We start from the raw sequence: 6,278 nt of genomic DNA, 5'->3' as shown, positions 1-6,278 counted from the left end.
TCCGTGGCCGGTGCCTGAGCGCTTCTGGCAATCGCTGCATTGGCAGTGGTTCTGGAAGATCGGCTCGTCATTGGTCTCGTAACGGATCGCGCCGCATGCGCAGCCGCCGGTATAGCGCTTGGTCATTGTCATTCTCCACGGGTCTGATTCTGCTCGAGGCCGCAACATCAGGCCGATTTCGGCTTGGCGAAAATATCGATGCCGCTGCCGGTTTCGAGGAAGGATTTCAGGCTGGACAGCACCGCCGGCCAACCCTGGCTGACGCCCTTCGCCATGCCGCTGCCGGCCTCGAGCTCGTCATGGCTGACGGTCAGCCGCACCATGGTGTCGTATTCCTCGATGGCGAACGTCACGCGGCTGGTTTTTGACGGATCGTCCGCCTGCGAAGCGTTCGCCCAGGTGATGACGAGGCGGGTCGGCGGCGAAATCTCGACGACCTTGCCGACGAGTTCGACAGTCCGTTCGTCATTGGCGCGGATGTGCTCCCATTTCGAGCCCGGCGTCCATTCGGAGACGTTCTCGTGGCCCCAGTAGCGCTTTGCGATCTCGGGCTTGATTATCGCCTCGAACACCTTCTGCGGCGTCGAGCGGATATAGGTCACGTAGACAAAGCTGGTCGTTTCCCTGGTCATTGGTCTTCTCCTTCGAGTTCCTGCTTCAGGTCGTGCAGCAGGCTGAGCCGCTGCCGTTCGAATTTCCGTACCCAGCGCTCGTAGACTTCGTGCAGCGGCACGGGATTGATGAAATGTAGTTTTTCGCGGCCGCGCTTGACCGTGCTCACCAGGTTGGCCGCCTCCAGCAGGTCGAGGTGCTGGGTGGCGGATTGCCTGGCCATGTCCAGATGATCGCAAAGCTGACTGAGCGTCTGCCCGTTCTGCTCGCACAGAAGGTCAAGCAGCCTTCTGCGTGTCGGGTCGCCCAGCGCTTTGAAAACCTTGTCGGCGTCCATCTGCCTCACTCTGTTGTAAGGCATAATATGCAGGTAAATACCTGCATGTCAACCGGCAATCCGACCGGCGTTGAATGAGCGCTCGTCGGCACGGCTCCGCACCTGGCAACTGCGCCAGGCAGATCACCGTGAAATCGCGGAGCAAAGATATGTAAAATGAGCCTGCGGGGCTTCAAACGCCGCCAGGCTCTATCCGATTTTGAGCACGTCTCCGGCTAAAACCGGAACTATGCTTGCAGGGGACCTCAGGCGCCCTCGACCAGGACGATCTCGCCGTCGGCGACCTTCTGGCGGATGGCGGCGGCGCGCTGGTATTCCGGCGAATGGTAGCAATCATGCGCGGCGGCCAGCGATTCGAACTCGATGATGACATTGCGTGCGCGGCCGGGGCCTTCGGCCTTTTCATGCTCGCCGCCGCGCGCCAGGAACTTCGCGCCGAAGCGCTCGAAGGCAGGTTTGGCGGCGGAGACATAGTCCTTGTAGCCTTCCGCGTCGCGCACATCGACACGAGCGATCCAATATCCTTTGGGCATTTTCTTGGTCTCCGAACTTGTTCCTGGAAATCTCAGGCCGAGCGCATCTCGTCGAGGATGGCTTCGGCCGCTTCCCGTTTGTTGGCCGCAGCAATGATCGGACGGCCGACGACGAGGTGGCTGGCGCCGTTGCGAATCGCCTGGCCTGGCGTCACCACGCGCTTCTGGTCGCCATGGTCGCTGCCCGCCGGCCGGATGCCGGGCGTCACCACCGCCATGTCGGGTCCCACGATCCGGCGCACCGCCTCGGCCTCCGCGGCCGAGCAGACGATGCCGCCCATGCCGGCATGCAGCGCCTGTTCCGAGCGCCTAAGCACCAGCGTATGCGGATCGTACTCATAGCCGACGTCGATCATGTCCTGCTCGTCCATCGAGGTCAGAACGCTAACGGCAAGCAGGCAAAGGTCGCTGCCTCTGGCCGCCTCTACGGCGGCCTGCATGGCCTTGGGATAGGCGTGGATGGTCAGCATGGTCACGCCCATCTTGACGATGTTCTCGACACCCTTGGCCACCGTGTGGTCGATGTCGAGCAGCTTCATGTCTAGGAAGACGTTGGTGCCGCCGCTGGCCAGCTCCCTGGCGAAGTCGAGCCCGCCGGCGAAGGCAAGCTGGTAGCCGATCTTGTAGAAGGAGACGATGCCGTCGAGTTCGCGCACTGCCTGCTCGGCTTGCTTCACTGTCGGCACGTCGAGGCCGACGATGAGCCGGTCGCGCATGCTATTGGCGATCATGCCTCGATCCGGGTGGACAGCAGGCGCGAGGTCTCGATCAGCGTGCGGCATAAGTGCTCCATCGATTTGTGCAGTCTTTCGTCACGGAAATTTCCATCCTCGTCGAAGGCGTCACCGCCGTCGGGCACCGAGCATTCCGGCGTCACCACCTCCATCTGGCAACGCACCAGCACCGCGCGCAGATGGTTGATGCAGCGGATACCGGCAAAGTGCCCGTTGGAGGACGAGCAGAGGCCAACGACCTTGCCGGCCAGCGGCCTGACTGGCCGGCCACCATCCCTGCGCACCCGGCTCACCCAGTCGATCGTGTTCTTGAGCAGCGGCGGAATGGAGCCGTTATATTCGGGTGTGGCGATCAGCAGCCCGTCATGGGCGATGATCAGACGGCCGAGTTTCTGGGCGTTTTCGGGAACGCCTTTTTCCTTTTCCAGATCCTCGTCCATGATCGGCAGGGGGTAGTCGGCGAGCGAGATGCGGGTCACCTCGGCACCTTGCATGGCGAGTTCCTTTTGCGCCACGTCGGCGGCCCTGCCGCTATAGGCGCCGCTGCGCACCGAGCCGGCGAAGACGAGGATTTTCGGGATCACTGCCATTGGCCACCCTTGTTCCCGGACAGGTACAGCCAAGGACGGCTCAAATCAACGGCTGGATAGGGGAATAGGGCAGTAGGGGAATATGGGAGTAGAAAATAGCCTGGAAATGGAACCCTTCATCCCTACTCCCTTACTCCCCTATTGCCCTATTCCCTTCTCACTTAGTGCGCCTCGCGGCGATAGATCCACAGCTGCGTCGGCGGAATGTTGCGGAGGATGAAATCGAAATGCTTGACCGTGTAGTCACCGCGGCCGGCCGGGATCGGCGACATCGGTCCGTAGGTCAGCTGCACGATCGGCCGTCCGGCCGGGATGCGGTCGAGCAGGCTCTCGATATAGGCGATGCGCTGGGCGACCGGAAAGTTGAGCAGCGGCACGCCCGAAACGACGGAATCGAAGATCATCCCGCTCTTGTCGCCAAGCGTGGCGTTGAGGTTGAAGGCGTCGCCCTCGATGACGTTGACGCCGGGATAGAGCCGCCGCAGGTGACGAACGAAATCCGTGGAATATTCGACAGCGTAGAGGTTTTCGGGGCGTACGCCCTGGGCGAGGATGGCGCGGGTGATGACGCCGGTACCGGGACCGACCTCGAGCACTGGCAGGCCGGATTTAGGATTGACGATCGAGGCCATCTTGCGCGCGGTGATCGAACTGGTCGGCACGATCGAGCCAACCGTCTTCGGCTTGTCGATCCAGCCCTTGAAGAATTTGAGTTCGTCGTCGAACTTTTCGACAAGCGCCTTCCGCAGTCCAGGGCCACGTGTCATGCAAGCTCTCCTCAGCGCTCCCCGCAAAGTTACTTAGCACCTGAGCGGTGCTAGGCAAGGCGCGGCCGGACGCATGTCGTGGATAAGATAATTTTCGTCGCGTCTCAAGGGGCGACGCGATTCAAGGATTTACGCGTGGCAAATCGGCTTACGCGGGCCAAAGTGCATCAACGCTCGCCGAAAGACTCGAAGAAATCCTTCATACGGGCGAAAAAGCCGCTCGATTGAGGCGAATTGTCCTGCGAGGAGAGCTGTTCGAACTCCTCCAGAAGTTCGCGCTGGCGCCGGGTCAGGTTCTGCGGCGTCTCGACCGCGGTCTGGATGTAGAGGTCGCCGACATTGGGCTGGCGCAGCACAGGCATGCCCTTGCCCTTGAGGCGGAACTGGCGCCCGTTCTGTGTGCCTTCGGTCACCTTGACCTTGGTCTGCGTGCCGTCCAGCGTCGTCACCTCGAAGGAGCCGCCAAGGGCTGCCGTCGTCATCGAGATCGGCACCTTGCAATAGAGATCGGCGCCGTCGCGTTGGAAGAACTCGTGCGGTTTGACCGCCAGGAAAATATAGAGGTCGCCCGAGGGCCCGCCGCGCAGGCCGGCTTCGCCCTCATTGGCAAGGCGGATGCGGGTGCCGTCCTCGATGCCGGCCGGGATGTTGACCGACAGCGAACGCTCCTCGGTGACGCGGCCCTGGCCGGCGCATTTCGGGCACGGATCCTTGATCGTCTGGCCGCGCCCCTGGCATTGCGGGCAGGTCCGCTCGATCGAGAAGAAGCCTTGCGTGGCGCGCACCTTGCCGTGGCCGTTGCACATCGAGCAGGTGACGGGCTGGGTGCCGGGCTTAGCGCCGCTGCCCGAACATTCAGAGCACGAGATCGACGCCGGCACCCGGATCTGTGCGGTCTTGCCGGCAAAAGCCTCTTCCAGGGTGATTTCCATGTTGTAGCGCAGGTCGGCGCCGCGCTCGCGGCCGCCCGACGAGCGGCGCTGGCGCCCGCCCATCATGTCGCCGAAAATGTCCTCGAAAATGTCGGCGAAGCCGCCGGCGCCAAAGCCTTGGGCCCCGCCATTCATGCCGCCCTGTTCGAAGGCGGCGTGACCGAAGCGGTCATAGGCCGCGCGCTTCTGCGGGTCTTTCAGCGTCTCGTAGGCTTCGTTGATTTCCTTGAACTTGTGCTCGCAGGAATGGTCGCCGGGGTTGCGATCGGGATGGAATTGCATGGCGAGCTTGCGGAAAGCGCTCTTGAGCTCCTTCTCATCGGCGCCTTTTTGCACGCCCAGCGTCTCGTAGAAATCAGCTTTCATTTTTTCCCGCTGTCCGGATGCTCAACGTCTTGAAGCATTGTTGCGTCTCTTGCCGGCACTGACGCTTCGATTTAGGTGCGATGGAAGGGGGATGCCAGTGTCGACGCGGCTTTGCCTGCATTTTTTCAGCAAGGCCCGCTGTTTTTCTGCAAGGGGTTGCAAAAAAGCCCGGCCTTCGCCGGGCTTTTCGCTTTATCTTGCCGTCAAACGGTTCAGGCCGACTTCTTCTTGTCGTCGTCTTCGTCGATTTCCTCGAAATCGGCGTCGACAACGTCACTGTCCTTGGCGGCGTCCGCCTTGGCGTCGGCTTCCGCCGCTTCCTTCTGCGAAGCCTCGTACATGGCTTGGCCAAGCTTCATAGAAGCCTCGGCCAGCGCCTGGCTCTTGGCTTCGATGTCGGCCGCGTCGTCGCCTTCGGTCGCGGTCTTCAGCGCCGCGATCGCGTCGGAGATCGCCGTGCGCTCGCCTTCCGAAACCTTGTCGCCATATTCCTTCAGCGACTTCTCCGAGGAATGCAGCAGCGCTTCGGCCTGGTTGCGGGCCTCGACCAGCGCACGCCGCTTCTTGTCGGTCTCGGCATTGGCCTCGGCGTCCTTGACCATCTTCTCGATGTCGGCGTCCGAAAGACCACCCGATGCCTGGATGCGGATCTGGTGCTCCTTGCCGGTGCCCTTGTCCTTGGCCGAAACGTTGACGATGCCGTTGGCGTCGATGTCGAAGGTGACCTCGATCTGCGGTACGCCGCGCGGCGCCGGCGGAATGCCGACCAGGTCGAACTGGCCGAGCGCCTTGTTGTCGGCGGCCATTTCGCGCTCACCCTGGAAGACCCGGATGGTCACTGCCGACTGTGAGTCCTCGGCCGTCGAGAACACCTGGCTCTTCTTGGTCGGGATCGTCGTGTTGCGTTCGATCAGGCGGGTGAACACGCCACCCAGCGTCTCGATGCCGAGCGACAGCGGCGTCACGTCGAGCAACAGCACGTCCTTGACGTCGCCCTGCAGCACGCCGGCCTGGATGGCGGCGCCGAGAGCGACGACCTCATCCGGATTGACGCCCTTGTGCGGCTCCTTGCCGAAGAACTGCTTCACGATTTCCTGGATCTTGGGCATGCGGGTCATGCCGCCGACCAGGACGACTTCGTCGATCTCGCCCGCCTTCAGGCCGGCATCCTTCAATGCCGCCTTGCAAGGGGCAATCGTGCGCTGGACGAGGTCGTCGACCAGCTGCTCGAACTTGGCGCGCGTCAGCTTCAGCGTCAGGTGCTTCGGCCCGGTCGCGTCGGCGGTGATGAAGGGCAGGTTGATTTCGGTCTGGGTGGTCGACGACAGCTCGATCTTGGCCTTTTCAGCCGCCTCCTTGAGGCGCTGCAGGGCAAGCTTGTCGTTCTTCAGGTCGATGCCCTGTTCC

Annotated in this window: 8 protein-coding genes and 1 pseudogene; all 9 read right to left on the bottom strand. The window is 62.3% G+C overall.

Annotated elements, in window-relative coordinates; translation table 11 throughout:
- Positions 1 to 126: pseudogene (locus EN925_RS40780) on the bottom strand (aldehyde-activating protein); the annotation flags it as partial.
- Positions 127 to 167: 41 nt separating this feature from the next.
- Positions 168 to 632 (bottom strand): SRPBCC family protein, encoded by a 465-nt coding sequence (locus tag EN925_RS18325; RefSeq protein WP_013528593.1) that lies wholly within the window; start codon positions 630 to 632, stop codon positions 168 to 170.
- Positions 629 to 949 (bottom strand): helix-turn-helix domain-containing protein, encoded by a 321-nt coding sequence (locus EN925_RS18320; RefSeq protein ID WP_024502159.1) that lies wholly within the window; start codon positions 947 to 949, stop codon positions 629 to 631. Before EN925_RS18320 ends, EN925_RS18325 begins: the two co-directional genes overlap by 4 nt.
- A 245-nt stretch (positions 950 to 1,194) precedes the next feature.
- Positions 1,195 to 1,482, bottom strand: a complete 288-nt coding sequence (locus tag EN925_RS18315; RefSeq protein ID WP_024502158.1) for a DUF1330 domain-containing protein — start codon at positions 1,480 to 1,482, stop codon at positions 1,195 to 1,197.
- A gap of 32 nt (positions 1,483 to 1,514) precedes the next feature.
- Complete coding sequence (pyrF, locus tag EN925_RS18310; RefSeq protein ID WP_013528590.1) at positions 1,515 to 2,213, bottom strand: orotidine-5'-phosphate decarboxylase; 699 nt, start codon at positions 2,211 to 2,213, stop codon at positions 1,515 to 1,517.
- Positions 2,210 to 2,806, bottom strand: a complete 597-nt coding sequence (locus EN925_RS18305) for an NADPH-dependent FMN reductase (protein WP_127368655.1) — start codon at positions 2,804 to 2,806, stop codon at positions 2,210 to 2,212. Before EN925_RS18305 ends, pyrF begins: the two co-directional genes overlap by 4 nt.
- A gap of 161 nt (positions 2,807 to 2,967) precedes the next feature.
- On the bottom strand, positions 2,968 to 3,573 hold the full coding sequence (pmtA, locus tag EN925_RS18300) for a phospholipid N-methyltransferase PmtA (RefSeq protein WP_027161171.1): 606 nt from the start codon (positions 3,571 to 3,573) through the stop codon (positions 2,968 to 2,970).
- 167 nt (positions 3,574 to 3,740) lie between these two features.
- On the bottom strand, positions 3,741 to 4,871 hold the full coding sequence (dnaJ, locus tag EN925_RS18295) for a molecular chaperone DnaJ (protein WP_013528587.1): 1,131 nt from the start codon (positions 4,869 to 4,871) through the stop codon (positions 3,741 to 3,743).
- A gap of 212 nt (positions 4,872 to 5,083) precedes the next feature.
- Positions 5,084 to 6,278 (bottom strand): Hsp70 family protein (locus EN925_RS18290; RefSeq protein ID WP_164894268.1); only part of this gene is annotated, 1,195 nt, incomplete at its 5' end.

This window comes from Mesorhizobium sp. M7A.F.Ca.US.006.04.2.1 (genome assembly GCF_004022915.1).
GTDB lineage: Bacteria > Pseudomonadota > Alphaproteobacteria > Rhizobiales > Rhizobiaceae > Mesorhizobium > Mesorhizobium ciceri.
Note: the sequence above shows the minus strand (reverse complement) of the source record. Positions and strands in the feature narration are given on the sequence as shown.

Coding starts and splice junctions, on each gene's coding strand:
- pyrF (WP_013528590.1), bottom strand. CDS start 2,213: ATGATCGCCAATAGCATGCGCGACCGGCTCATCGTCGGCCTCGACGTG.
- EN925_RS18325 (WP_013528593.1), bottom strand. CDS start 632: ATGACCAGGGAAACGACCAGCTTTGTCTACGTGACCTATATCCGCTCG.
- pmtA (WP_027161171.1), bottom strand. CDS start 3,573: ATGACACGTGGCCCTGGACTGCGGAAGGCGCTTGTCGAAAAGTTCGAC.
- EN925_RS18305 (WP_127368655.1), bottom strand. CDS start 2,806: ATGGCAGTGATCCCGAAAATCCTCGTCTTCGCCGGCTCGGTGCGCAGC.
- EN925_RS18320 (WP_024502159.1), bottom strand. CDS start 949: ATGGACGCCGACAAGGTTTTCAAAGCGCTGGGCGACCCGACACGCAGA.
- dnaJ (WP_013528587.1), bottom strand. CDS start 4,871: ATGAAAGCTGATTTCTACGAGACGCTGGGCGTGCAAAAAGGCGCCGAT.
- EN925_RS18315 (WP_024502158.1), bottom strand. CDS start 1,482: ATGCCCAAAGGATATTGGATCGCTCGTGTCGATGTGCGCGACGCGGAA.